The 24,264-nt window shown below is 60.9% G+C and carries 19 protein-coding genes and 2 pseudogenes; 12 read left to right on the top strand and 9 right to left on the bottom strand.

Features of this window, described 5'->3' with window-relative positions; all coding sequences use genetic code 11:
• Window positions 1-46: 46 nt before the first annotated feature.
• The 9 genes from CXQ94_RS08675 (at window position 47) to CXQ94_RS08635 (ending at window position 9,099) form a co-directional block, all read left to right on the top strand.
• A complete protein-coding gene (locus CXQ94_RS08675) occupies window positions 47-1,039 on the top strand; it encodes a sugar ABC transporter permease (protein WP_258066884.1) in 993 nt (330 codons plus the stop codon).
• Entirely contained in the window at window positions 1,036-1,935 is a 900-nt protein-coding gene (locus CXQ94_RS08670; protein ID WP_104088640.1) for a carbohydrate ABC transporter permease, read from the top strand. The genes CXQ94_RS08675 and CXQ94_RS08670 overlap by 4 nt, the downstream gene beginning before the upstream one ends.
• A 66-nt stretch (window positions 1,936-2,001) precedes the next feature.
• Window positions 2,002-3,657, top strand: coding sequence for an extracellular solute-binding protein (locus tag CXQ94_RS08665; RefSeq protein WP_104088637.1), 1,656 nt, complete (start codon window positions 2,002-2,004; stop codon window positions 3,655-3,657).
• Entirely contained in the window at window positions 3,654-4,415 is a 762-nt protein-coding gene (locus tag CXQ94_RS08660; protein WP_104088635.1) for a ThuA domain-containing protein, read from the top strand. Before CXQ94_RS08665 ends, CXQ94_RS08660 begins: the two co-directional genes overlap by 4 nt.
• On the top strand, window positions 4,412-5,179 hold the full coding sequence (locus tag CXQ94_RS08655) for a sugar phosphate isomerase/epimerase (protein WP_104088631.1): 768 nt from the start codon (window positions 4,412-4,414) through the stop codon (window positions 5,177-5,179). The genes CXQ94_RS08660 and CXQ94_RS08655 overlap by 4 nt, the downstream gene beginning before the upstream one ends.
• Entirely contained in the window at window positions 5,176-6,171 is a 996-nt protein-coding gene (locus tag CXQ94_RS08650; RefSeq protein WP_104088628.1) for an NAD-dependent epimerase/dehydratase family protein, read from the top strand. Before CXQ94_RS08655 ends, CXQ94_RS08650 begins: the two co-directional genes overlap by 4 nt.
• A 65-nt stretch (window positions 6,172-6,236) precedes the next feature.
• Window positions 6,237-7,265 carry an SIS domain-containing protein gene (locus CXQ94_RS08645; protein WP_104088625.1) on the top strand — a complete coding sequence of 343 codons (1,029 nt, stop codon included), beginning with the start codon at window positions 6,237-6,239 and terminating at the stop codon, window positions 7,263-7,265.
• On the top strand, window positions 7,262-8,173 hold the full coding sequence (locus CXQ94_RS08640) for an N-acetylglucosamine kinase (protein ID WP_104088623.1): 912 nt from the start codon (window positions 7,262-7,264) through the stop codon (window positions 8,171-8,173). The genes CXQ94_RS08645 and CXQ94_RS08640 overlap by 4 nt, the downstream gene beginning before the upstream one ends.
• On the top strand, window positions 8,170-9,099 hold the full coding sequence (locus CXQ94_RS08635; protein ID WP_104088620.1) for a zinc-binding dehydrogenase: 930 nt from the start codon (window positions 8,170-8,172) through the stop codon (window positions 9,097-9,099). The genes CXQ94_RS08640 and CXQ94_RS08635 overlap by 4 nt, the downstream gene beginning before the upstream one ends.
• Before the next feature lie 45 nt (window positions 9,100-9,144).
• Here the strand turns inward: CXQ94_RS08635 and CXQ94_RS08630 are convergent, their stop codons facing one another.
• Window positions 9,145-9,894, bottom strand: a complete 750-nt coding sequence (locus CXQ94_RS08630) for a GntR family transcriptional regulator (protein WP_104088618.1) — start codon at window positions 9,892-9,894, stop codon at window positions 9,145-9,147.
• Between the two features lie 306 nt (window positions 9,895-10,200).
• Here CXQ94_RS08630 and CXQ94_RS08625 point away from each other — a divergent pair.
• A pseudogene (locus CXQ94_RS08625) lies at window positions 10,201-11,348 on the top strand (IS3 family transposase).
• Here the strand turns inward: CXQ94_RS08625 and CXQ94_RS08620 are convergent.
• From CXQ94_RS08620 to CXQ94_RS08590, 7 genes are all read right to left on the bottom strand, one after another.
• A complete protein-coding gene (locus tag CXQ94_RS08620) occupies window positions 11,345-11,608 on the bottom strand; it encodes a hypothetical protein (RefSeq protein ID WP_104088614.1) in 264 nt (87 codons plus the stop codon). The pseudogene CXQ94_RS08625 and the gene CXQ94_RS08620 overlap by 4 nt on opposite strands.
• A gap of 624 nt (window positions 11,609-12,232) precedes the next feature.
• Window positions 12,233-12,961: a GntR family transcriptional regulator gene (locus CXQ94_RS08615; RefSeq protein WP_258066881.1), complete on the bottom strand. Its 729-nt coding sequence runs from the start codon at window positions 12,959-12,961 to the stop codon at window positions 12,233-12,235.
• Window positions 12,927-14,588 (bottom strand): ABC transporter ATP-binding protein, encoded by a 1,662-nt coding sequence (locus CXQ94_RS08610; RefSeq protein WP_104088611.1) that lies wholly within the window; start codon window positions 14,586-14,588, stop codon window positions 12,927-12,929. Before CXQ94_RS08610 ends, CXQ94_RS08615 begins: the two co-directional genes overlap by 35 nt.
• Complete coding sequence (locus CXQ94_RS08605; protein ID WP_104088608.1) at window positions 14,572-16,389, bottom strand: gamma-glutamyltransferase family protein; 1,818 nt, start codon at window positions 16,387-16,389, stop codon at window positions 14,572-14,574. Before CXQ94_RS08605 ends, CXQ94_RS08610 begins: the two co-directional genes overlap by 17 nt.
• Before the next feature lie 3 nt (window positions 16,390-16,392).
• Window positions 16,393-17,298 (bottom strand): ABC transporter permease, encoded by a 906-nt coding sequence (locus CXQ94_RS08600; RefSeq protein WP_104088606.1) that lies wholly within the window; start codon window positions 17,296-17,298, stop codon window positions 16,393-16,395.
• Window positions 17,298-18,251: an ABC transporter permease gene (locus tag CXQ94_RS08595; RefSeq protein WP_104088604.1), complete on the bottom strand. Its 954-nt coding sequence runs from the start codon at window positions 18,249-18,251 to the stop codon at window positions 17,298-17,300. Before CXQ94_RS08595 ends, CXQ94_RS08600 begins: the two co-directional genes overlap by 1 nt.
• Window positions 18,248-19,957 carry an ABC transporter substrate-binding protein gene (locus CXQ94_RS08590; RefSeq protein ID WP_104088602.1) on the bottom strand — a complete coding sequence of 570 codons (1,710 nt, stop codon included), beginning with the start codon at window positions 19,955-19,957 and terminating at the stop codon, window positions 18,248-18,250. The genes CXQ94_RS08595 and CXQ94_RS08590 overlap by 4 nt, the downstream gene beginning before the upstream one ends.
• Before the next feature lie 114 nt (window positions 19,958-20,071).
• Between CXQ94_RS08590 and CXQ94_RS08585 the strand changes: the two genes are divergently transcribed.
• Both CXQ94_RS08585 and CXQ94_RS08580 read left to right on the top strand, forming a co-directional pair.
• Entirely contained in the window at window positions 20,072-20,806 is a 735-nt protein-coding gene (locus CXQ94_RS08585) for a YoaK family protein (RefSeq protein WP_104088600.1), read from the top strand.
• 97 nt (window positions 20,807-20,903) lie between these two features.
• Window positions 20,904-21,448 (top strand): annotated as a pseudogene (locus tag CXQ94_RS08580) (IS3 family transposase); the annotation flags it as partial.
• 2,019 nt (window positions 21,449-23,467) lie between these two features.
• On the opposite strand, the gene CXQ94_RS08575 reads toward CXQ94_RS08580, so the two are convergent.
• The coding region (locus CXQ94_RS08575) for a cadherin-like domain-containing protein (protein ID WP_181034137.1) at window positions 23,468-24,264 on the bottom strand (797 nt) is incomplete at its 5' end.

Genomic DNA, 24,264 nt, shown 5'->3' with positions numbered 1-24,264 from the left:
CTGGTTTGCAAGGAAGCGCCAGGGCCGAAGGGGAAGTGAGGCACGCGTGGCAATCGACGTAAAATCGACCGCCCCAGCACCGGTCCGCCGGTTGTCCAGGAAGGACCTGCAGTCTGGGGAACCTGATCGCAAGGTGCCCTTCCTGGCCCGTTGGCGGCGGGACTACCCCCTGCTTATTATGGTCGCACCGGCGGTCATCGTCCTGATGCTGTTCACCTACATACCGCTTCTGGGCAACGTCATTGCATTCATGGACTATGTGCCTTTCCTGGGCATCAGGGATTCGGAGTGGGTTGGCTTTGACAACTTCACAGCCCTCTTTGCCGACGCCGGGTTCTGGAATGCCTTCTCCAACACGCTTCAAGTCACTGCACTGCAGCTGATCCTATTTTTCCCCGTCCCCATCATGCTCGCCGTGTTCCTGAACTCGGTGATGCGCTCGGGGGTCAAGAAGTTTACCCAGTCAGTTATCTACCTTCCCCACTTCCTGTCGTGGGTCATCATTGTGGCCTTGTTCCAGCAGATGTTCGGCGGCGCCGGCGTCGTCAACCGCTTCTTGATCAACAACGGCATCTCGCCGTTGGACATCATGTCCAACCCCGAAACCTTCAAACTGCTGATCACCTTCCAGGGCATCTGGAAGGACGCAGGCTGGGGCACCATCATCTTTCTGGCGGCCATCGCAGCGATCGACGCCAGCCAGTACGAGGCAGCGGCCATCGACGGAGCCGGATCCTTCAAGCGGTTTTGGCATGTAACGCTGCCGGGCATGCGCCCGATTATCGTGCTCATGCTCATCCTGCGCCTCGGAGATTCCCTCACAGTGGGCTTCGAGCAGATCCTGCTCCAGCGCGACGCCGTGGGGCCGGGCGCAGCGGAAGTGCTGGACACCTTTGTTTACTTCAATGGTGTGGTGGACGGCAACTGGGGTGCAGCAACCGCTGCCGGCCTGCTCAAGGGAGTGGTCTCCCTAGTTCTGGTGCTCGCTGCCAATAAATTCGCCCACAAACTTGGAGAGGACGGCATCTACAAATCATGAGTCGCTCAACTGAAACCCGCCCCGCATGGATGGGGAAGCCTACTCCGTTCGCCTCCGTGTCACGCGCCCTCGGCATTGTTTTGATGTGTGCCTTGGTCATCTTCCCGTTCCTGGTCGTGGTCTCCACATCGCTTGCAACCCAAACTGAGATTGACCGCAATGGTGGCTACGTCATCATTCCGACTGAAATATCCTTTGAGGCCTACCGCCAGATCTTCAACGGCACCCAGGTGACCAGGTCAATCATCATTAGCGTTGGCATCACCGTGGTTGGCACGCTATTCAGCCTGACGTGCACCGTGCTTGCCGCTTACGGACTGTCCCGCAAGGGTTCGCTGTTCCAAAAGGGCCTGTTGACCTTCGTGCTCATTACCTTGCTGTTTGGACCGGGCATGATTCCGGTTTACCTCATGGTCAAGAACATGGGCATGTTGAACACCTACTGGGCGCTCATCATCCCCGGTGCTGTCAGCGCCTTCAACATCATCATTATCCGCGGTTTCATCCAAAGCATCCCGCAGGAGATGTTTGAGGCGGCACGAATCGACGGTGCCTCCGAATGGCGGGTCCTGTGGCAGCTGGTCATCCCGCTCTCCCGAGCGTCAATCGCCGTCGTTGGTCTCTTCCTGGCCGTGGGCTACTGGAACAACTACTTTGGTCCGCTGCTTTACCTTACCGACACCGACAAATGGCCGCTCCAGCTGCTTATGCGCTCATTCGTGCTGCAGAACAACATCTCCAGCACGGCACAACAGATTCCCGGAATGGTCCGCCCACCACAACAAGCCGTCCAAATGGCTTTCGTTGTCATCTCCACCATCCCCATCCTGCTCGCTTACCCTTTCCTCACCAAACACATGTCCAAGGGCATGCTCACCGGGGCTGTCAAGGGCTAAACACGCTTCACCAATCAGCATCCAACACACCTAGCTACCCCATCACCTACAAGGAGTTACAACGTCATGACGCAACACAGTGGTTCTTCATTCGGCGCCCCCACTTCCAGCATTCCCCGCCGCAAGATGCTCAAGTTCTCCCTCTTTGGTGCCGTAGGCCTGGTGCTTTCACCTGCCGCGCTGACGGCCTGTTCGAATGGAAGCAAGACAGCACTTGCCGGTGGTCAGGAAGCCGTTGCCTTGCCAGCCTTTGCGGCACCCGTCAAGCCAACACCCACCCTGCCTGGCACGAGCGACGGTGTCATGGACGTGTACGCCTCATTCCCCATGAATGGCCCGGTCACCGTCAAAGACGTCGTAGGCGACGGTAGCGAATTTGAATTCCTGGTCATGACGTACGGCCAGCCCGCTCCGCCCTTGGAAGAGAACGCCTACTGGCAAATCCTGAACAAGGAGCTGAACCTCAAGCTCAAGCCAGTCATGGTGCCGTACGCAGACTTCCCGCAAAAGTTCCCGGCCATGGTTGCCGGCAACGACCTGCCCGACGTGGTCTCCGTACCCGTAAACATGACGGTGAACCGGCTGCCCGAGTTGGCCAAGACCCAGTTCACCGATCTCTCGGACTTCATCTCCGGCGACGCCGTCAAGAAGTACCCCAACCTTGCAGGAATCCCTCCCTACGCCTGGAAGAACGGACTGCTCAACGGCAGGATGTACGGAGTACCCAAGACCGACCCGGTTTTCGGTGGTCAGATGTACACCAAGCCGGATGTCTTCGAGAAGGCAGGCGCCAACCTTACCCCGAAGTCCCTTGAGGAGTTCGAGGAGTCCATGAAAGCAGTGACAGACCCGAAAGCCGGCGTCTACGCACTCGGCAACCCGATCACCGACTTCATTTTGCAATCCTACGGAGTGCAAAACAAGTGGACGCAAGCCAGCGACGGCACGTTTACTTCCCACTTTGAATCGGAACAGTTCATCCCCGCCATCGAGAAAATGGCCACGTACTACAAGGCCGGCTATTTCCACCCGGACACCGCAACTCTTGAGAAGACCCGTCGCGATTCACTGTTCCGCACCTCCAAGCTTGCCATGACGTATGACGGCAATCGCGCATTCGGCATCATCGCCGACGACCGCAACCTCGTGTTCAGCATGATGCCGTCCTTCGGCTTCGACGGCACCGCCACACCCACCTATTGGACCGGCAAGGGCGCCTACGCCATCACCATGCTCAAGAAGACCACCGATGAGAAGAAGATCGACCAATTCCTGAAGACCATGAACTGGTTGTGCGCACCGTTCGGCTCAAAGGAGTCATTCATTGCTTCATACGGCCAGGAGGGGACAAACTATGAGATGCGCGACGGCGTCGCCATCCTTACAGAACGTGGCCAGCGAGAACAGGACCTTGGTTTCGCCTACATTGCTGGCGGACCGCAGGTCTTGGTGAATCCTCAGGGTGCCCCCGGAGTTGACGCTGCAATCCACGCCTGGCAGACCTCGGTCATCCCGTACCTGGCGGAAGATCCAACCGCCCACCTCTATTCCCCGACCCAAAACAGCAAGGGCGCCTCGCTTGAGCAGGGCATGACGGATGCCATTACGGCCGTTTTTCTTGGCCGGTCAAGTTCCGCTTCGTTGAAGAGCGCCGTTTCTACTTGGAAGAGCAATGGAGGCGAGAAGATCGCGACTGAATTTGCTGAGGCGGTCAAGGCGTGAAACTAGCCTCCCCTTTACGGGCCCAGATCATTGTCGATGGCACCGATCTGCACCACGACCTGTTGGGTGCTGCTGCCGCCCTGCGTGATGTGGTGGCTGAGGGTGGCGTCGTCGCTGACGCCGCCCTCGGCCTGGACCGCTTCATCCAACAGCCTCCGGCCACAGCCGAGGCAGATGTGTACGTGCTGTACCGTTCGTCGGTTGTCTTCGACGTGGCGCAGCAGAAGGCCTTGGCCGACGACGTCGCAGCCGGCAAAGGTTTGGTAATACTTCACAGCAGTAACCTATTCGGGTTCACTGAGGCGGGGATGGCCGGCGACGGCATTGCGCACGACCTCTTCGGATCGCGGTACCTCTCTCACGGCGACCACGGCTCGGAAGGCTATTACCAAGTCATCGTGGCTGAGGATCACGCAGTGACGGCGCACATGACGGACTTTCACCTTGAAGATGAGTTCTACGTGATTGAGGTTAACGCTGACGTCCGAGTCCTTGCCCACCGTGTAACCCCCGAGGGTGAGCACCAACCGGTTGTCTATGTACGCAATCACGGTGAAGGGCGGGTGGTGTATGTGGCGCTCGGCCACGACATGAGGGCTTGGGGCAACCCGCATTTTCGGCAATTGCTTCGTCAAGCTGTCCTTTGGGCCGGGGGTGTCACGCTGGACTCGGTTCAGACCTGGTCGACAAGGTTCCCCTTGGGTAACGGGCGTTTCATCGGCCCCGATGCCGCCACTGCTGAGGAGCGAACATCATGAGACCCGCTGCGGTCCAATTGTGGTCGGTGCACTCCGCTGCCCGCAAGGACCTTGACCGGGTGCTAGCTGAACTGGCTGGCCAAGGCTTCCTTGCAGTCGAAACCATAGATCTCTACGGGCGCACTCCTGTGAAATTCCGCCAATCACTAGATAGGGCCGGCCTGGACGTCTGTTCGGCCCATGCCCCATTTCCGACAGGGCAGACCGGAGAGGCCACGCTTGAGACCTACTCAGAGCTTGGCGTGGACACTCTTGCCTGGAGCCTGGAGGAAGAAGAGTTCAAGGACCGGGAATCCCTGCTGCGCGGGCTTGAACGCGTCAACGATGCTGCCGAGCGGGCAGCAGCCCATGGCATGCGAATTGCCTATCACAACCACTACTACGAATTTGCTGAGGCCACAGGATCCGACGCGGGACGCACCTGGTACGAGGTGCTGCAGGAGGAAAGCGATCCCCGGGTCCTCATGCAGCTTGACCTGTATTGGGTGGGCGTTGCAGGTAAGGACATGGTCAAGGTGGCCACGTCCCTGGGCGATCGCCTGGTCTCGGTCCATGCCAAGGACGGGCCGGGACACGGCCTCAGCGATGTCATGGTGCCGATCGGAACCGGTGCCGTCGACGTGCGCCCGGCCCTCGCAGCAGTGAACCCCGAGTGGACCATCATCGAACTTGACCGGGTTGAAGGAAACATGATTGAGGCGCTGGGTGCCAGCTACAGGACTCTCAAAGAAGCCCGACTTGTCTATGGAAAGGAAGAAGTATGAGCGCGCGAGTAGTACTTTTGGGAGGAACCGGCGTCATCAGCTCTGCCGTGGCGGCCCGGGCCGTTGCCGCAGGGTTGGATGTGACTGTGGTGAACAGGGGACGCACAACAACCCGCCCCGCTATTGCGGGCGTGCGCACCCTTCACGCAGACGTCCACAACCCCGCAGAATTCGCTGAGGTGCTCGGCTCTGAGCACTTCGATGCCGCTGCCAGCTTTGTTGGCTATTCGCCGGTAGATGTCAGCGCCGAACTCTCGGTCCTTGCAGATCGCGTTGACCAGTACGTCTTCCTCTCCACGTGCTCGGTGTACGCACACCCGGCGCCACTGCTGCCGATCCGTGAATCTTCGCCCCGCCGCGCTGGATTGTTCGACTATCCGGCCAACAAGATCCTGTGTGAGAACACCGTGGAGGCTGCCTACCGTGACGGCCTCCCCACCACAATTGTGCGACCATCGCATGTTTATGACCGGACCACCCTTCCTGTGCTGTCGGGATGGACTGCCGTTGACCGCTTCCGCGCCGGAAAGCCCGTGGTGGTTCACGGAGATGGCACATCCCTGTGGAACATCATGCACGCTGATGATTTTGCCGCCGCATTTGTTCCTTTGCTCGCCAACCAGCGGGCCGTGGGCGAGCAGATCCACATCACTTCCGAGACAGCACTAACTTGGGACCAAATTCATCGCACACTGGCCCGCGCTGCCGGAGTTTCCACTCCGTCTTTGGTGCACAAGTCGAGTGCAGACATTGGCCGCGAGGTCGATTGGATGGACCTGGTCCTGGTCGAAGATTTCAGGCACACCGTCCTGTACGACAATTCACGTCTGCAGCGGCTCGTCCCCGGCTTTACCGAACAGCGCAGCCTCCTCGACGGGCTCCGGGAGTCAGTCGCCTGGTTTGACGCAGATCCCTCGCGTTCTCGGACTGATCCGCACATCGATGCTGCATTTGACCGGCTCAGCGCAACCCAGCTCCTGCCGACGTCGTAATGGCAATCGCCCCACGTGGGCCATAGCAACTACCGGCTAAGTGGCCGGTTGAGAGGAAAAAGAGAATGACTACCCATCGAATCGACTTTCACAGCGCGCGTGCTGCCCAACCTGAGGCGCTGGTGCGCATGGCCGACCGGGTTGCCGCGCAGCTCGATCGGATTCAAACTGATGTGGCCGGCTGGGCTGCCCAGGGTGGACCGGTTTTTGTGGGCATGGGAGCAAGTTACGCAGCTGCCGCACTCCCGGTGCGCATCCTGACGGAGGCAGGTTTTCCCGCCTCACGCGAGATTGCCTCCGAGCTCCTGGCAGCTAAGGAGGGTGTGGCTGTCGGCATTTCCCAGTCGGGCCGCAGCCCGGAAACCCTTGCCGCTGTAGGGTTATGGGAATCCTCAAAACGTTGGTCGTTGACGAATATCGCTGAGAACTCCCTGACCGCCTCAGTTCCTCAGGGGCAGGCCATTGACCTTGGTACAGAGCACGATTCCTATGCCTCCACTATTGGATACACTGGGACGCTTGTTGGCTTGGCCATGCTTGCCAGTGTTATTGCAGGGGCCACGACTGCCCAAGCCCGTGCAGAATGGAATGGCATTGATGGGCACCTGCGCGCCCTCGAAATCCAGGCCGAGCCAATTGTTGCCAAACTGGTTGACGCTGCGCTCACCTCAGTGGGCGCCGACGTCATCGGTTCCGGAGCAGACCGCGCGGCTACCGAGGCGGGCGCGCTCCTGCTGCGCGAGGTTTGCCGCATCCCAAGCTCTGCCCTGACCACTCGAAACTACCTCCATGGCGAGATGGAGTCTGCTGGGAACACAGTCCATCTGGTGGTGGGCGACGATCGTGAAATCAAATTGGCCACCACGCTGGCGGCCGCTGGACACCCCACTTTACTGATCACCGAATGTGACATTGAATCAAATGGCGCCTTGTTTGTCCTGCGCCTGCCAAGAACAGGCTCGACGGCGATTCGCACTGTGCTTGCCACCGCCGTGCTGCAGGGCGTTGCCGAGGCGTTTGCGCGTGCTCGTTCCGTGGAGATTGAGGAGTTCGTTTTCTGGCACGACGACACAAAGATTGAGGTAAACGGATGACAGCGGTTCTGGGCATCGACGTTGGCGGGACCAAGACACAGCTGCGTGTTGAGGCTGCCGGGGCGATCATTCTTGACCATACGTTCCCCAGTCATGGCTGGAGCACCCATGCACCCGGTGAGGCGGCTCGCTGGCTCCACGTCAAGATTGCCGACGTCGTTAGGGAACTGGGTCACGCTGCGGCACTGGCACAGGTGGCCGTAGGTGCCCAGGGCTGCGAATCCGAGCGCCAGGCGAAGGAATTGAGCGCCGAGTTGACCTCACTCGCGGGATTGCCGTGCCTGGTCGTCAACGATGCCGAACTGGTGGTTCCGGCCGCGGGTTTGCAGTCCGGCATTGGCATGATCGCTGGCACCGGATCAGTGGTAGTTGGGCGGCATGCGCAAACGGGCGCCGGGCTTTCTGCCGGCGGATGGGGATGGGTTCTAGGCGATGAGGGGTCGGCTTCGGCGCTTGTCAGGGACGCTGCCCGGGCAGTGCTGACCGCAGCCGACCGCGGCCTAGCACCGGACCTCTTGGCACCGGCTCTCTTGGACGCTTTTGGCGTTTCCGATCTGGGCCAGCTGGCCATGGTGATGAGCTGGGACGGAGGCGTAGAAACCTGGGCACCTCACGCACCGCTGGTCTTCGAGGCCGCGGCATCGGGCTCGGCATTAGCCTCCGGAGTCATCACCGCCGGCGGATCCGCCCTAGCCCGGCTCGTTGACAATTTGGTTGCGCGCGGCGCAAGCGGAGAGATGGTGGTTGCCGCCGGTGGCGTAATCACCTCCCAGGAGACCCTGCAGGCTGCAGTCCGCTCCGAGTTGGCTCACTTGCAACCACGCTTTGAGCTAGTGATTCTTGACCAGCCTCCCGTGGTTGGTGCCGTGAAATTGGCCCGCGACGCACGCCAGGACGTCGCCAAATGAGCCGGACCATGCGTGCAACGGCCATTGTGGGTGAACGCACCTCCACAGTCATTGAAGTTCCATTCCCCGAACCAGGGGCCGCCCAGGTACTGGTGCGCGTCACTGCGGCCGGGGTGTGCGCTTCGGAGAAGCCGTTGTGGGAAAATCACGACGGCGGCTCGCCATTACGCCTCGGCCACGAGTTTGCCGGGGTAGTTGAATCGGCAGGGGCCGATGCGTGGGGATGGCGCCCGGGCGACCGGGTGACGGGCCTGGCGGACCTCACCTTTGCCGAGTACGTTCTGGTTAACACGAAAGATCTGTTTGCCTTGCCAGACCACGCTCCCGATGTTGCCGGCCTGGGTGAACCCCTTGCCTGCGTCATGGAAGCCGTGGCGCGCTGCGGAATCGGCCCGGGCCAGAAAGTCGCCGTTGTTGGTGTGGGCTTCATGGGGCAGATTGCCCTGCAGGCTGTCCGCGCCGCAGGAGCCGATCACGTTGTGGCGGTGGATGTACGGGAGGCACTGTTCGCCAATGCTCTTGCCCTGGGCGCCAACAGGGTTGCCCTGACCGAACAGATCGTGGACGCCGAGCGCGCCAGCTTTGATGCCGTCATCGAACTCTCGGGAACGGCCGCCGGCCTCCATGCTGCGGGTGCGTTGGTGGGCACCCACGGCACCCTCTGCATCGCCGGTTACCACCACGATGGTCCCCGCCAGTTGGACGTTGAGTGGTGGTACCGCGGAATCACTGTCATCAATGGTTTCTCGCCCATCAGGGAACGGCAACGCGCGGCGCTGCGGGCAGGACTAGAGCTGATTGATGCGCGCCAGCTGACCCTCGAACCGCTAGTAACCCACACCTTTGGCCTTGACGGCCTGGATGCCGCCTACGCGCCACGCCAGCCAGGTTCCCTGGCAAAGATCAAGGCCGTCCTGATTCCCTGAGCGGATTCGCTGGTGTTGTGTGCCGCCCTCGTGGGGCCTGCAACATCAGCGAGAGCGCGAAAAGTTGGTTCGCAGGCGGTATCGCTCTCCCACGTAGGAAATCGTTGAAAGCGCCACAGGCCGGTGGTCCCGACCGGTTGTCACCTGGCGCATCACCAGCAGCGGAGTCCCGGGCGCAACGTTTAGCAACCCGGAAGTTGCTTCGTCGGCGCCCACCGACTCTATCGTGGCGTCCGCGCGGTCGGGTGATGCACCCGCAGACCCGAGCAAACCAAAAAGTGAGGCCTTGGCAAAATCAACCCCCGCGATATCCGGCAATAGGGCCAGCGGCACCACCGAGGTATCCACGGCAATCACTACATCGTCCATCTTCCGAATGCGCTCAAGCCTCAGGACCGGCGTGCCCGGGGCAATCCCGAGGGACTCAGCCTCGTCCATGGTGGCACTAGCTTGAGTTTCCCTGACCACCACTGCGCTCGCTACGAGCCCCATCCTTTCAGCAGTCTCCGAGAAAGATTCGAGCGAGTTAGGGAATTCCTTGGATGGCTCCTGGCTTGAGACGTACCAGCCGCGACCGTGCGAAGAGGACAACACACCTTCTGACACCAAATGTTGGAGCGCCTTGCGCAACGTTACCCGGGAGATATTCCACCGCTCAGTGAGCTCCCGCTCCGAGCGAAGCCGCGTTCCCGGCGCCATGCCATTCGCGGCGAGCTCATCCTTGATCAGATTCACTGTCTGCATCCAAAGAGGCTCGGAATTGTCCGGGGTAATGATGGATTCGGACTTCAGCATTGAGTCTCCTGATGTTGCAGTGGACAGACGACCGCCGACTGAGACGGACGCCCAAACGGGACAAGGCAAGTGTCAGTCCCTGGAATGCAGCTGATCAACAACAGACACTTGGTAATGCCACTCTACTCCTTACGTATCAAGTGGCCAACAGTGGTCTTAATGTGGTCTGCAAATATGTGCCGATAACCGCAATTCTGTATTGAATCTCATACCGTCCGCAAACGAACAGGGAAGCCCCTGGGGCTGCCCCGGCTTTGCTTGACTCCTGACTTGTGAGGATACGTTCCTTGCAGCAAGGATATTGATATGCCTAAGCCTTTCCCCGCCGAGTTTCGCCGCGATGAAAGTTGCTGTGGCTCGTAATTATGAAGCGCCCATTGCTCAGATCGCTAGGGACTTCGGAAGCTTGCGAAGCGACCTTACATAACTGGCTCAAGAAAGCCGATATCGAGGACGGCTCCCGCCCGGGCGTGAGCGTTGCCGAGGCGGCTGAGCTGCGGGATGCGAAGAAGCGGATCCGATTGCTGGAGCAGGAGAATGAGATCCTGCGGCGGGCTGCGGCGTTCTTCGCCCGCGAGCTGCCCCCAAAATGAGCTACCCGCTGGTCCTTGACCTCGCCGCGGACGGTGTCCCCGTCGCGGTGGCCTGCTTCGGTGCTCGGCTTCTCCAAGCAAGCGTTCTGCATCTGGAAGGCGGCCCCGTTGACGGACCGGGATTGGGCTGATGCGCACCTGATCAACGCCGCGCTGGATGTCCACCGAGACGACCCGGCATTTGGCTACAGGTTCATTGCCGACGAGTTGAAGGACCAGGGCCTGGCCGCGGGTGAGAACCGGGTCCAGCGGCTGTGCAGCAGCCAGCGAATTTGGTCCGTGTTCGCCAAGAAACGCGGCCTGACGCGCAAAGCAGGTCCGCCCGTCCATGACGACCTAGTCAAGCGGGACTTCACCGCAACGGCACCTAACCGGCTCTGGCTGACGGACATCACCGAGCACCGCACCGACGAGGGCAAGCTGTACCTGTGCGCAATCAAGGACGTCCATTCGAACCGGATCGTCGGCAACTCGATCGACTCACGCATGAAGGCATCCCTGGCCGTTGCAGCGCTGCGCAACGCGGTGTCGCTCAGGTCGCCACTAGGAACCGTGGTGCATTCGGACCGTGGCTCTCAATTTCGCTCCAACGCCTTCGTTCAGACCCTGAAGAGCAATGGCCTGACCGGGTCGACGGGCCGGGTGGGGGCGTGCGCCGACAATGCCGCGATGGAGTCATTCTTCGCGCTACTACAGAAAAACGTGCTCGACCGGCAACGCTGGACTACACGCCAGGAGCTGCGGCTGGCGATGGTGACCTGGATCGAGCGGACTTACCACCGGAAACGCCGACAACGACGACTTGGCCGGCTAACCCCGATCGAGTTTGAGACAATGAATACCGGCCTCAAAGCCGCCTAGAAACACCAAACCCCGAGAGTCAACGAAACCCGGGGCAGTCCCGTCCGCCACATTTGGTTTTCGGTGCCACTGATGGACACGCAGCTATGGAGCGCCGGAACAAAGCCTATGTCGCCTCCGGTAAAGAGGGCCCAGAATCTGTAGGTCAGGGCGGGCAGATCGGCACTGGTACCTAAGGTGTCGTGCCAGCACTTGGTCATGGTTTCCAAGAGTTGCTCGGGATTGGCTAGTTCTTTGCGGCGCCGGCCGTAGTCAATCAATTTGCCCTCCGCCGTGTCGAGGGACTCCAGGAAGGACTTGAGCCGGCAGGCCTGACGATCTATTTCACCGACCCTTGCCCGATGCTTGCTCTGTTGAGGTGTCCGTAGACCGTTGAGCGCGGGACTTGGAGGAGATCGTCGACGCGTTGAACGGTGTGGGTGCCAGCGTCGTAGAGCTCTTAGGCGTGGTCGGGTTTGAGGTTGGGACGCCTTCCTCCGGCTCGCCCACGGGCGCGAGCTACCGCGAGTCCATATCCTTACTACACAAAACGGTCCCTTTTCTTGCAGCGACCCCAACTACATCTGGCGAAACCATCCCAAACCCGCCGATTCAGGCCACTGCACTCCTCCAAAAGCAACCACACTCCCTAAACCGGAAAACGGACGCCAGAGTCCGCCCACGACACCCGAAAAGCTGGCTTAGCGTACTCTGACGTCCGTTTTCTCAAGCGACCCCACCGAGAACCAATCCAATGGCGGCGCAGCGGTACCTTCCATCGCGCTCCGCACCCAAACAAACTGGGCGGCTCAGGAACGCTATAGGAGTTGCCAAGCCATGATCGCAGGACCTGCGAGTGCCAACCTTTCTGGACGACATCAACGGGCCAGTAAACTAGCTGGCCATCAACCTGCCGGTGAGTCGGAGTCCTCACTCCGGAAGCGGCTGACATAGCCCACCCGTGACTCATTGACGTGCGCGGCCATCAGGGTCCCGGCGTCGTCGGCGTTCCCGGCGTCGATGGCCGCCATGATGGCCCAGTGCTCGCTCCAGGAATGCTTGCCCCGCGATTTCACATCGGCGGCGTACAGCCACTCAATCTTGCGGGCAATCTGGCGCAGCAGGGCCGTCAGCGAGGTGCTTGAACCCAGCTCCGCAATGGCCAGGTGAAAGCGGATGTTCAGCTCCGGCAACCGTTCCTGCAGGTCGGCGGCCACCGCCTCGTCGCCGTCATGCAGGATTTGGGCGATCTCCTTGCGGATGCCCCACCAGCCGTCGTCGGGCCGACCCGCGGCGAATTGGGCTGCGGCTCGGCGGGCGGCCCTGCGGGCAATGACTGCCTCTAGGGCCTCCCGCACGGCGAAGAGATCCTCCGCTTCATCGAAGGGGATGGCCGCCACAGTGGATCCTGCGTACGGCTTGGACTCGACAAAGCCCTCCATCTCCAGGGCACGCAGCGCTTCCCGGACCGGCACCCTGGAGATCCCGTACTTGCTTGCCAGGGCTGCTTCCGTCACACGGCTGCCGGACGGGAGCACTCCAAAGATGATGTCGCGGCGAATCTCGTCTTGAATGCGCTGTTTGGGTGCCGGTTCCGTTTTATCGGGCAAATGCTGCGCCGGGGATCGCTCCAAGGAGTTCCTTCGTGTAGTCAGCTTCGGGGGCCATAAAGACTTTTTCGACACTACCGTCTTCGACGACCATACCCGATTTCATCACCACCACCTGATGTGCGATCTGCCGCACAACGGCCAGGTCGTGGGTGATAAAGAGGTAACTCAGGCCTAGTCCGTCCTGCAACTCGGCGAGCAGGTCCAGGATCTGATCCTGCACCAGCACATCCAGGGCCGAGACGGCTTCGTCACAGATCAGCATCTCGGGTTCAAGGGCCAGGGCTCGGGCGATGGCCACGCGTTGACGTTGCCCGCCGGAGAGCTCGTTGGGCCTGCGCTGTGCTACGTTGCGCGGGAGCGCCACCTGGTCCAGCAGCAACGCCACCCTGGCCCTCCTTGACGCCGCGTCGCCCACCTTGAACACCCGCAGGGGCTCGTCGATGAGCCGTTCGATGCTGTACGTGGGATCCAGGGAACCGTAGGGGTCCTGGAATACGGGCTGGACCTTGCGTCGAAGCGCCCGGCGCACCTGTCCAGTGCTACTCGTGATGCTTTTCCCGTCAATCAAGGCTTCGCCGCTGGTGGCCTGCTCCAGACCCAGGATGATCCTGGCGACAGTGGTTTTTCCGGACCCGGACTCGCCCACCACGGCGGTGGTGGTCCCCCGTGCCACCGAGAAGGAGACGTTGTCCACGGCCCGGAACGTCCCGCCCTGGCTGCGCAGGGAAAACTCTTTGACCAGTCCCCGCACCTCCAAGATGGTGTCGGTGCCGGCCACCGGCTCCACCGCTTCGAGCGCGACTGTTTCCGTGCCGCTCACCGTCGCCAGAAGCGACGGCGCGGCCGCCACCAGCTGCCGGGTGTAGTCCTGTTGTGGCCGGAACAAGATCTCCTCGGGCGTGCCGACTTCCACGATCCGCCCGTCGGCCATGACGATGATGCGGTCGGTGCGGTCGGCCGCCAGTCCCAAATCGTGGGTGATGAACAGCAGCGAGGTGCCTCGGGCGTCCACCAGAGTCTGCAGGTGGTCAAGGATCTGCCGCTGGACCGTGACGTCCAGGGCTGAGGTGGGTTCATCGGCAATTAGCAGATCCGGCTCCCCCGCCAGGGAGATGGCAATCAGGACCCTTTGGCGCATTCCGCCCGAAAATTCGTGAGGGAATTGGTTGTAGCGCCGGGCGGCGTCGGGAATGCCGGCCTCGGTCATCAGGGCCACGGCGCGTTGGCGAATATTGTCCCGTCCGTGGTGGCCATTGGCGGCCAAGGCGTCGGCAATCTGGGCGCCCACCTTCATGACGGGATTCAGGTTGGACATGGGGTCCTGGGGTACCAGCCCGATCCGGTGCCCGCGGATTTGGCGCAACTGCTGTTCACTGGCCGCGCCAAGATCCTGTCCGTCGAGGGTCATCGAGCCTGCGCTGACCCGGCCGTTCCCGGGCAGCAGGCCAAGAATGGCCCCTACCGTGGTGGACTTTCCGGAGCCGGATTGGCCCACAATGGCCACCCGTTCCCCGCGTTTGAGTGTGAAGTTGACCCCGTGCAGGACGGGACCGTCGCCGAAACTGACTTCGAGGTCCCTCACCTCCAAGAGCGGTTGCTCCGATCGTTGCGTTGAATTGTTTTCGTTGATCTTAACGTCCTGCGGCATATCCTTGCGCCCCTCTCGGATTGGCTGATGCGGTGAGCAGGCCGGTGTGCTTGTCGCGGCCAACGGAGGACAGTCGGCCCAGGGACCAGTCCCCGGCCCGTGTCACGACGTGGCCGCGACGCTCAAGATCCTCAATGACGTCCGCGCCTAGCCTGTCTTCAACGACGGCGCCTCCGGGCGTCCAGGTGCGGGGCCAGAACGACCCCGCAATGGAGGTGGTGTGCAAGGCTGGCGCGTCGACGGCCTGCTGGGGCGTGTACCCGCCAACCAGTGTGCGTAGCAAGAACAGCAGCTGCCATTGGTCTTGCTGATCACCGCCCGGGGACCCGAGAGCGGTGACGGCAACCCCGTCTTTCAGCACCAGCGTGGGTGTCAGCGTGGTGCGCGGCCTTTTCCCCGGTTCCAGTGATGACGGTGCACCTTCTTCCAGCCACGTCATTTGCAGCCGGGTGCCCAGGCAGAAGCCAAGCTCGGGGATCGCCGGGGATGATTGCAGCCAGCCGCCCGACGGCGTCGCGGAAATCATGTTGCCCCACTGGTCAACGACGTCGATGTGGCAGGTGTCCCCGCGCGTGACGCCGCTGGCGCGCACTGTCGGCTCGCCGACGCCGGCAAAGGTTCCCCCGCCGCTGCCAACCAGGGCCGGCGGCAAGTATTCGGTGCGAAGAGGTGGGAAGAACGGCGTGCTTCCGGGAACCGCCCCGGGCCGGTATTCCGTACTGGCCCGCTCCCCGATGAGGGCCCGACGCGAGGCCGCGTAATCCTCACTGAGCAGGTAATCCAGGTCCACATTGGCGTCCCCATAGTAGGCATCACGGTCCGCGAAGGCCAATTTCTGGGCCTCCAAAATGGTGTGCGCGCCCAAGGCTGTTGAGGGGTCAAGCCGTTCGTCGTCGAACCCGGAAAGGATGGCCAGCGTCTGCAAAAGTACCGGCCCCTGGCCCCAGGGGCCGGTTTTGGCGATCGTGTGGCCGCGGAATTCCAGCGTGGCCGGTTCATCGTAGGCAGCCTCACAGTTGGCAAAGTCGGCCAGGTCCATGACACCTGCATGGTCGGTGCCGGAGGAATGCCGGTGGGGTGCGGCCAAGAAGTCGACGGCGGCCTTGGCTACGAAGCCCTCGGCCCATTCGCGGCGGGCTGCCTCGATGCGGGCTTCCCGGCTGGTGGCCCCGTTGGCACCGGCGGCAATCAGCCGGTCCAGGACAGTGGCATAGGCCTCATTGCGGATCAGTTCGCCGGCTTGGGGGATTTTTCCTCCGGGCATCCAAACGTCCGCTGAGCTGGGCCAGTGCTCGGTGAAAAGATCGGCCACGGTGGCGATGGTGGTGCCCACCCGGGCCAGCATGGGGTGGCCGTTGCGGGCGTAGCCAATGGCAAATTCGAGTACTGCGTCCAGTTCCCAGCTGCCGTGATCTTTGAGCAGCATCAACCAGGCGTCCACGGCGGCGGGGACCGCGGCGGCCAGGGCGCCGGCACCGGGCACTAGTTCCAGCCCTTCGGCCAGGTAGTGTTCGCGGGTGGCTGCGGCCGGGGCGGGCCCCTGGCCCATCAGGACCACCGGTTGGGACGGTCGTTCCGCCGTCGTGAAGAGCGCCGTCATGTCCCCGCCGGGGCCGTTGAGGTGCGGTTCCACCACGTGCAGCACAAAACCGGCGGCACAGGCGGCGTCGAAGGCGTTGCCGCCGCGTTCCAGGACTGCCTGGGCGGATGCCGTGGCAAGCCAGTGGGTGGAGGCGCTCATGCCGAAGGTGCCCTGCAGTGTCGGTCGGGAGGTGAATTCATCGGGAATTGTATACGTCACGGGTTACTTTCGGCTCGAGGCTGTGGGGTCAAAGGCGTCGCGCAGGGCGTCCCCAAAGAGGTTGAAGGCCAGGCAGATCGCGGCGATGCCCAATCCGGGAATGATCGCCGCCGTGGGAGAACGGAACATGTACTGCTGGGCGTCGGAGAGCATGATGCCAAGGCTGGGTGTGGGCGGTTGGATGCCCAATCCCAGGAAGGAAAGCAACGCCTCGCCAATGACTGCCACCGGCATGATCACCGTGGCCTGGACAATGATGGCACTGGCGGCGTTGGGCAGCACGTGGGTGAAGACAATGCGCAGTCCTGAGGCGTCCATGGTTTTGGCGCCCAGGACAAAGTCGCTTTCCTTGATGCGCAGGGTTTCACCGCGAACCACGCGGATCATGGTGGGGATGTGTGCAATGCCGAGTGCGATCGCGGCATTTTGCAGGCTGGGGCCGCTGATGGCGGCCAGTCCGACGGCGATGATCAGGAACGGGAAGGCCAAGGTGACGTCGGTCAGTCGGGAGATGATCGCATCGAGCCACTTCCAGTAGCCCGCCAGCAAGCCGAGCGGTGCGCCCACCACCACGGAAAGCAGCACACACAGGGCGCCAACCTCCAGGGAGGCGCGCATCCCAAAGAGCATGCGGGAGAAGATGTCCCGGCCGAGGTCGTCGGTGCCCAGCAGGAAGCCAACGGTCCCGGGTTTTTGGAACGGCGTGGCAAAGTGCACCTCGGCCGGCCCGTAGGGTGCAATCAAGGGTGCGAAAACTGCCAGGAGGACCACGATGGCCAGCAGCACACCGCCGGTCATACCCAACTTGTTGCCGCGCAGGGACCGCCAGAGCCGGCCGCGGCCGGACCCCAGCCCGGCACCTTTGTCGGCGTCCACCTCGGTGCGGGGGCGAAGTTCAGTGGTTGCCATCAGTTGCTTCCTCCGATTCGTATACGCGGGTTGATGACCGAGTAGAGGATGTCCACACTCAGGTTAATGACAATGTAACTGAGCGTGATGACCAGAACGACAGCCTCAATCACGGGGTAGTCGCGGGTGAACACCGCATCAAGGGTGAGCTTGCCAAATCCTGGCAGGGCAAAGATTCGTTCGGTCACGACGGCACCGGAAATCAGCCCGCCCAGTTGCAGGCCCACAATGGTCACCACCACGATCAATGAGTTTCGCAGACCGTAGCGCATGAGCACCCGCCCGCCGCTGAGGCCCTTGGCTTTAGCGGTACGCACATAGTCGGTGCTCATAGTTTCAATCATCGATGCCCTGGTTTGCCGCATGATCACCGCAGCCAGGGAGGTACCCAGAATGACGGCGGGCAAGGTGAGGTAATACAGTCCGCGCAGGGGATCGGAAAGTACGTCAACGTAGCCGGAGGCCGGGAACCAGCCCAGGGTGACGGCCAGGTACAGGATGGCCAGGATGCCGAGCCAAAAGTTGGGCACCGACAATCCAATGAGGGCGAAGCCGTTGGTGAACCATTCGGGCCATCGGCCCCTGAACCGTTCGGCGATGACGCCGAAGAGGATGCCCACCACCACGGCCACCACAATGGCGTAGGCGGAAAGCCACAGTGTGACGGGCAAGGTGGTGGCTATCAGCTCAGCCACGGGAGTGCCCGTGCGGGTTGAGGTGCCCAGATCCCCGCGCAGCAGGTTTCCCAGAAATGTCAGGAACTGCACGGGCATGGAGGCATTGAGGCCGAGTTGTTCGCGCATGGCCTCGAGTTGGGCGGGGCTGGCGTCTTCACCGGCCATGGCCAGTGCGGGGTCCCCGGGAAGCATGCGCACACCAATGAACACCACCACGGTGGCCAAGGCGAGGGTGAGGGCGGATTGCCAGAGTTTTGTGGCGACGTAGCGAATCACTTTCCTTGTCCTTTCTGGGCTTGAACAAAGGCGGCATTGCTCAGGTGGACCACGCCGTCGGAGTAGGTTGAAATGCCGGCCACCGAGGTGCTGTAAGCGGTGAGGCTGCGGGTGCGGTAGAGGTAGATGATGGGGTTGTCCTGCTGGACCAGTGTGACGGCCTGGCCATAAAGTGCCGCGCGTTCAGCCGTGTCATTGCTTTGAGACGCGGCCGAAAGGAGCTTGTCCATGTCGGGGCTGCTGTAACCGGCCACGTTGTTCCCTCCACCGGTGGAGAGAAAGTTGTACATGTTCCCGTGCGGATCGGCCCGGCCGGACCACCCCAGCTGGAGCAGTTCAAAGGCGCCGCGGTTCTGCACATCCAACAGGGTGGAGTACTCCACCGGCTGGATGGTCAGGGCAAAGCCGCCGTCGACGATGGCCGCCTGCAGGGCCTGGGTGAAGCGCAGGCTGTCGGGGGTGTTGCTGACCAGCATTTTCACCGGGTAGGGAATGGGGGCTCCGGCCTCCTTCAAGAGTTCCTTAGCCTTGGCCGGGTTGTACTCCGGGCAAGCCTCACCAGCGGGAGTGGAAAACGGGCTCGACGGCGGGATGGGAGAGCAGGCGGCGTCATACCAGTTGTTGAAAACCGTGTTGACGAGGGCCTTGCGGTCGATGGCCATGGACAGGGCCTGACGGACCAAGGGGTTTTGGGCCAGTGGCGTGTCGATCGTGCCATAGGGCTTGCCCACACCGTCGGTATTGCCAATGTTGATGGTCAGGCCCTGGTAGCCCAGTGACCCCACCTGCAATACTCCGACGTTGCGCTGTTGGGCGAGGGCATCAACGTCCTGCGGCGAAATCGAGTCGGCCACCTGGACATCCCCGGAACGCAGGTTGGCGGCCCGGATGTTGGAGTCCGTCATGATGCGGTAGGTGATGGAGTCCAAGTGGACGTTCTTGGCGTCGTAGTACAACGGATCCCGCTCGACCGTGATGGAGGTCTGCGGCACCCGCTTGACGAACTTGAACGGACCCACGCACACCGGATGGTCGCTAAAGGCAACCTTTTCGTTCGCAAGGGCTGTGGGCGAAAGAATCATCCCGGCCCTGTCGGCCAGCGCGGCGGTCAACGGGGCAAAGGGTTTCTTGTAGGTGATTTCCACGTGGGTTGCATCAACCGCAGCCACGGTCTTGATGGGCCCCAGCTCGCTTTTGCGCCCGGAACCCTTCATGGTCAGGCCGCGCTCAATGGTCTGGCGGACGGCGTCGGCGTTGAACGGCGTGCCATCGGCAAAGCTGGCATCGGCTCGCACTGGGATTGTCACGGTCAAACCGTCAGGGGAAATCACGGGCATCGCCGTAGCCAATTGCGGGACCAGTTCGCCGTCGGCGTCAATGTCGTACAGCTTCTGGCACATGGTCTGCATGACGTAGCGGGTGTACAGCGACGAGGATGTGGTGGGGTCCAGGCGGTCAGGTTCGGCCGACAGGGCCATGACCAGGTTCCCGCCTTCAACGATCTTCTGATCGCCGATGGGCGCGCTGAGCACGTCGGTGCGCGGCGGTGCGCTCTGCAACGGCTGAATGGGAACGCACGCTGTTGTGCCAACAGTCAGAACGACGGCGCAGGCAAGTCCTACTGTCAGTCCGGCTGCCCTGCGTGGCCAAGTTCCGGAGGCGGCAATCCCTAATTGCCATCGCCGGGGGCGGAATATGAGAGGCATAAATGTCCAATGATCGGTCTCAATTGCATGGAACGAATGATGATTGTATACAAATCTTGTTGTAGCCTATACTTCGAATACTTTGATTTCAATAGATGACCAAGGAAATTGTTTATGAGCCGACGCAGTTCCCACACCACGGATCGACTCCACCTAATACTGATGCTCGCGCTGACATTTTCCACCGGCGTGGTGGATGCGGTCGGCTACCTTGGCCTTGACCGGGTGTTTACCGGAAACATGACAGGCAACGTAGTTGTTTTGGGCATGGCTCTGGCAGGCGGCGCGAACCTGCCAATCTTGCGCCCGGTACTGGCGCTGCTGTTCTTCATGGCCGGGGCTGCGCTGGCTGGGCGCGCCTTGCGGCACGCACCGGCGGGTTGGTCGCGCCGCACCAGCGGCGCCTTTGCGGCCGTGGCGGTGGGCCTGGCCGCCCTGGCCCTGTTCATCGCTTTGTCCCCCGGGGAGGTTTCCGAGCTCGCCGGCAGCGTGGCCACCTCGGGGATGGCCGCCGTCATGGGCGTCCAGGCCGCCGCGGCCCGGCGGTTGAAGGTCACAGATGTGACCACCGTGGTGGTCACATCCACCATTACGGCCTTGGCCTCAGAATCACGGCTTGCCGGCGGAAACGGCAAGTACTGGCAGCGCCGGGCTCTTTCAATCGTGCTGATTCTCTTGGGCGCCGTGGTTGGAGCCGCCACCCTGAATATCGCGTTGTGGCTGGGCTTGGCCGTCTCGGCGGTACTCACCGCGGCCGTGGTACTGGTTGGGCACCGTCGCTACCGGCAGGATACTGCGGCAGCCTTGGCCCTGCCAGTTCAATCAGGCGAGGAAGTCACCGCCAGCTGAGGAAACCATCAGTCCCGCGGTACTGGTTGAATCAAGCTTGTGAATAAGGGGAATATCCGTTGCTAAGCTTTTGACCGATGAATGCCATCGTCGAGGCAAGGATGCCGTATCTAGGCCTATGACCTCCGAATCGGCCGAGGTGCGGGAGCTGAAGAAGCGCAACCGCCTGTTGGAACAGGAGAATGAGATCCTGCGCCGGGCTGCTGCCCATCTAGCCCGGGACACCAACCCAAAATGATGAACCCGCTGGTCACGGATCTTGCCGTCATGGGGGTCCCTGTGGCGGTGACCTGCAGGGTGTTGGGCTTCAGCAAGCAAGGCTATTACCGGTGGCGGGCCAGCTCGGTGACGGACCGGGACTGGGAGGATGCGCACCTAGTCAACGCCGCACTGGGCGTCCATGCCGACGACCTTGCCTTCGGATACCGTTTCATCGCGGACGAGCTCCCGGAGAAAGGTATCATGGCGGGCGAGAACAGGGTCCAGCGCTTGTGCCAGGACCACGGCACCTGGTCCGTGTTCTCCAAGAAGCGTGGCCTGAACCGCAGGCCCGGGCCGCCCGGCCACCACGACCTGGTCGAGCGAGATTTTACCGCCGCAGCGCCGAACGAGCTATGGCTGACGGACATCACCGAGCACCCCAATCCCGGAGGAATTGCGATGAACCCTTGAACAAAGGGTTGCGAGGCCGCCTTTGGGCAATTTTTCATGGCCGCCAACAACCGAGAGGAATCGCAGCACGGTCTTCAGGTCGAGGAAGGGTCACCAGGGAACCCCGGGCACCCTCCCCAATCCAAGCAGACCCCACGGGAACCAATGACACCGAACTCCCGGTGCTGGATGGCGAAGGTCGTAGGTTCCGGACCAAACGCTAGGACCAGCGTGCATCACTGTGGAAGAATTCCAACCGACATAGCCCCTCGGAAATTCGAACCGAAACAGCCGGCGCTCAAGTGCGGGTATTTCAACCTCATGTAAATGCCAACGAATACTATCGACGCAGATCAGAGCACGTTGAGTACTCAAAACCCCTCATTAGTTATCAACGTTCATTAGCCCCGCTTGCGATTCAGCGGTCAGCACAAAGCTGCCAATAGGCTGTTTTGCCTTGTTTCTGCATGGCGCGATTGCGACAATGCAAGATACTAAATAGTGGCTGTTCTGTGTTCAAAAGTATGGGTTTTGTATGACGTGGTGGGAACTCTGGCCCGACTGCTACACAACCTCAAGTGCAGCCACATCAGCCACATCAGCCATCAATGCTGCGCTTCTCATTTTACTCTCGAGGGACTGCCCCGGGTTGCATTGACTCTCAAGCAAAGCCGGGGCAGTCCCGTGAAGCAACCTGCGGGCCGCGCAACGCCCGTCTCTCTGGCACCCTCAGTGGCTTATTTCATCCCGACTATGGCATCACATTCGCCGTGGAGAATACCGTGACTGGGAGAGATAAGGCTTGCCTGCAGGGAACTAATGAGCAGTCCTGCTTGAGCGACGTCTTCGCGGTCAACAACGTAAGTGAATGACGCTGTCAGGCACCTGTAAGGTTCGATGACTCTTTGAGTAATCTCTGCGGATGTTGGCTGTGTGGTGTACCGCAAAGGAACTAGCTGCGAATTCGTCAGCGATCTGAGAAAGAGACAGACATCGCTCAATCTCTCATTTCTGGAGTTGAGGATCCATGCTGCGAAAGTCAGCGTTTCGCCGACTCCAGCCGCGGATCAATCCACTGTGCAGACCAGGTCAATCCCAGGAACTGTGGGATCTTCAGATGATGCGGAGAATCTCCCCAAGGGGCAGCTGGCCTCCTGAATGGACCGGTGGTACATAAACGACATTCGACGATCGTCCTTTCTATGTCATGTGGCGGTTCAATTGGTGCGGTTCATTCGACGGATTCATCACCGGCAGGTGCAAGCTGTGGAGTTAGCTGTCTCGGTGCGTTTGCCATCCGCGCTCCGTGCACAGCCAGCATTCACCGACGGGGGTAGAAAAACTGGAAATCATGACGTCGCTTGCTCAAAGAGCTCGCTGCTGCTTGGTATCACCGGTATCGCTCGTCATCCGTTGCCACTCAGTCACTGTTAGGTAAATGAAGCTACTGGCTTGCCGCTCCAGCTATCTGCACACGCACACGCACACGGACACGGATACGGACACAAATTCGTCCAAGACAACCCCTGTCAGAGGTGCCGCTGGGATATGGAAATTGGGCCCCCGAAAAACTGCCCCGGACTGGCCGACCGAGACAAGATTAATCAGCAATGGATGATTCGCAGCAGCCATCCCCTTGGATTGGAACTCTCAGACGAGGCGCATGAATTTTGACCTAAAGCATATAGATGGCCACAATGAGCTTTCCCGATGGGAAAGCATGTCTGTCACTTTTACCGCGCTCGACATCGCAGCTTGCCAATTTCAGCTTGTGATCCCTTTTTCGCCTCGACTTCTTCGCGGGAATCAGCTTCAGGGAAGAAGTACATCGAAATCGTGATGAGAGCGAAAAGTGACGGTACAAACAGGAGACTGCCAGGTGGCTCGCCCTGCAGAGAGCTGCCAATAAACGGAGTGGCCAACCTTTGAGAAAGTTGACCACTCCGTTTTGGACACCACAACTAGTCCCTGAGCCCGCCGGTCGCTTGTGATCGGCGGTCTGCTATTTCTTTAGCTCTGTGTTCGACGGCGACGGATGACCAGCAAGGCTCCACCCATTAGCGCTATCGCAAGACCGGTAACTCCAATGCCGAAAGCTTGAACGCCCGTGGAAGCAAGGGGACCGTTGTTGGCTCCCGGGGCAGGCGTGGCCGGCTTCACAGCTCCGGGAGAGGGTGCCGGGGTCGATGGATTCACAGCACCCGGAACATAAGTAACGGTCACAGTTGCTTCAGTCGCGTTTCCACGCACATCACTAACCTGATACGTCACCGGCGTCGGATTGCCAGAGAAACCAGCCTCGGGCGTGAACGTCACAGAACCCGTAACAGAATCAATAGTCCAAGAACCCTGACCAGGCACAACGAGTTTAGTCACCGGCTTGCCATCAGCATCAAGAACCTTCACCGTCGTCGGATCAAGGTCACCCTTGTCATTACCCAACACCGGAACCTTCACAGCAGAACCCTGAACATTATTCAACGACTCATCCGCCACAGCACCCGGAACATAAGTAACGGTCACAGTTGCTTCAGTCGCGTTTCCACGCACATCACTAACCTGATACGTCACCGGCGTCGGATTGCCAGAGAAACCAGCCTCGGGCGTGAACGTCACAGAACCCGTAACAGAATCAATAGTCCAAGAACCCTGACCAGGCACAACGAGTTTAGTCACCGGCTTGCCATCAGCATCAAGAACCTTCACCGTCGTCGGATCAAGGTCACCCTTGTCATTACCCAACACCGGAACCTTCACAGCAGAACCCTGAACATTATTCAACGACTCATCCGCCACAGCACCCGGAA

The organism is Arthrobacter sp. GMC3 (assembly GCF_002929305.1).
Taxonomy (GTDB): domain Bacteria; phylum Actinomycetota; class Actinomycetes; order Actinomycetales; family Micrococcaceae; genus Specibacter.
This window is presented reverse-complemented; position numbering and strand designations above follow the sequence as displayed.

Coding starts and splice junctions, on each gene's coding strand:
- CXQ94_RS08655 (WP_104088631.1), top strand. CDS start 4,412: ATGAGACCCGCTGCGGTCCAATTGTGGTCGGTGCACTCCGCTGCCCGC.
- CXQ94_RS08590 (WP_104088602.1), bottom strand. CDS start 19,957: ATGCCTCTCATATTCCGCCCCCGGCGATGGCAATTAGGGATTGCCGCC.
- CXQ94_RS08600 (WP_104088606.1), bottom strand. CDS start 17,298: ATGGCAACCACTGAACTTCGCCCCCGCACCGAGGTGGACGCCGACAAA.
- CXQ94_RS08650 (WP_104088628.1), top strand. CDS start 5,176: ATGAGCGCGCGAGTAGTACTTTTGGGAGGAACCGGCGTCATCAGCTCT.
- CXQ94_RS08670 (WP_104088640.1), top strand. CDS start 1,036: ATGAGTCGCTCAACTGAAACCCGCCCCGCATGGATGGGGAAGCCTACT.
- CXQ94_RS08635 (WP_104088620.1), top strand. CDS start 8,170: ATGAGCCGGACCATGCGTGCAACGGCCATTGTGGGTGAACGCACCTCC.
- CXQ94_RS08585 (WP_104088600.1), top strand. CDS start 20,072: ATGAGCCGACGCAGTTCCCACACCACGGATCGACTCCACCTAATACTG.
- CXQ94_RS08665 (WP_104088637.1), top strand. CDS start 2,002: ATGACGCAACACAGTGGTTCTTCATTCGGCGCCCCCACTTCCAGCATT.
- CXQ94_RS08640 (WP_104088623.1), top strand. CDS start 7,262: ATGACAGCGGTTCTGGGCATCGACGTTGGCGGGACCAAGACACAGCTG.
- CXQ94_RS08645 (WP_104088625.1), top strand. CDS start 6,237: ATGACTACCCATCGAATCGACTTTCACAGCGCGCGTGCTGCCCAACCT.
- CXQ94_RS08630 (WP_104088618.1), bottom strand. CDS start 9,894: ATGCTGAAGTCCGAATCCATCATTACCCCGGACAATTCCGAGCCTCTT.
- CXQ94_RS08610 (WP_104088611.1), bottom strand. CDS start 14,588: ATGCCGCAGGACGTTAAGATCAACGAAAACAATTCAACGCAACGATCG.